Source organism: Bacteroides sp. AM23-12 (assembly GCF_003434395.1).
GTDB classification, from domain to species: domain Bacteria; phylum Bacteroidota; class Bacteroidia; order Bacteroidales; family Bacteroidaceae; genus Bacteroides; species Bacteroides thetaiotaomicron.
In genome coordinates this window covers 1-525 of record NZ_QTLF01000089.1, presented here as the reverse complement: position 1 = coordinate 525, position 525 = coordinate 1, and the positions used below count along the sequence as shown (strand labels likewise).

General features: G+C 36.4%; 1 protein-coding gene. It reads right to left on the bottom strand.

Annotated features, from left to right (window positions below; all coding sequences use genetic code 11):
- The coding region (locus tag DW640_RS24195; protein WP_233525476.1) for an IS110 family transposase at positions 1-302 on the bottom strand (302 nt) is incomplete at its 3' end.
- Between the last annotated feature and the right edge of the window lie 223 nt (positions 303-525).

Here is a 525-nt window from a genome sequence, read left to right as displayed (position 1 = left end):
TTTTTGCCTCGTTGCAAGCCTATGGACTTCTTGATGGTCAACGGGCAAACCAAAGCCAGGGAAAATCCCATGGAGACACTGGAAACAGATAACTCTGTGACATAACTTCCCATGTTTTCAGCACAGAACAAGAGTTTGGATAAAGAGAGATGATAACCAGCTATCCAATCCAATAAAGATTGGATCCCAGTTGGAGTGTTATCAAAAGACTTGTGAGACAACTCTTTTTCGTCTGCGGACATTAATGATGCATCGAAAGTTTTTTTTCCTACATCAAGACCTACAAAATGAGAATAATTCATAACTTTGTATTTACAGTATTAAACATGAAGGAGAAACAGCTAATACATTTATTAGGTCGTGAGCCTACAATTCTAACTGGCTAGGTTCTCCTATTAAGAGAGTTGCAGTCTGATTCAGCCTATAGTCATTTAAGACTAGTGTCAAAGTTAGTTCACTGCAACTCTACTTTTCAAATATACACTTATATTTTGTTGTGATATTTAATACTGCAAATGTAAATGT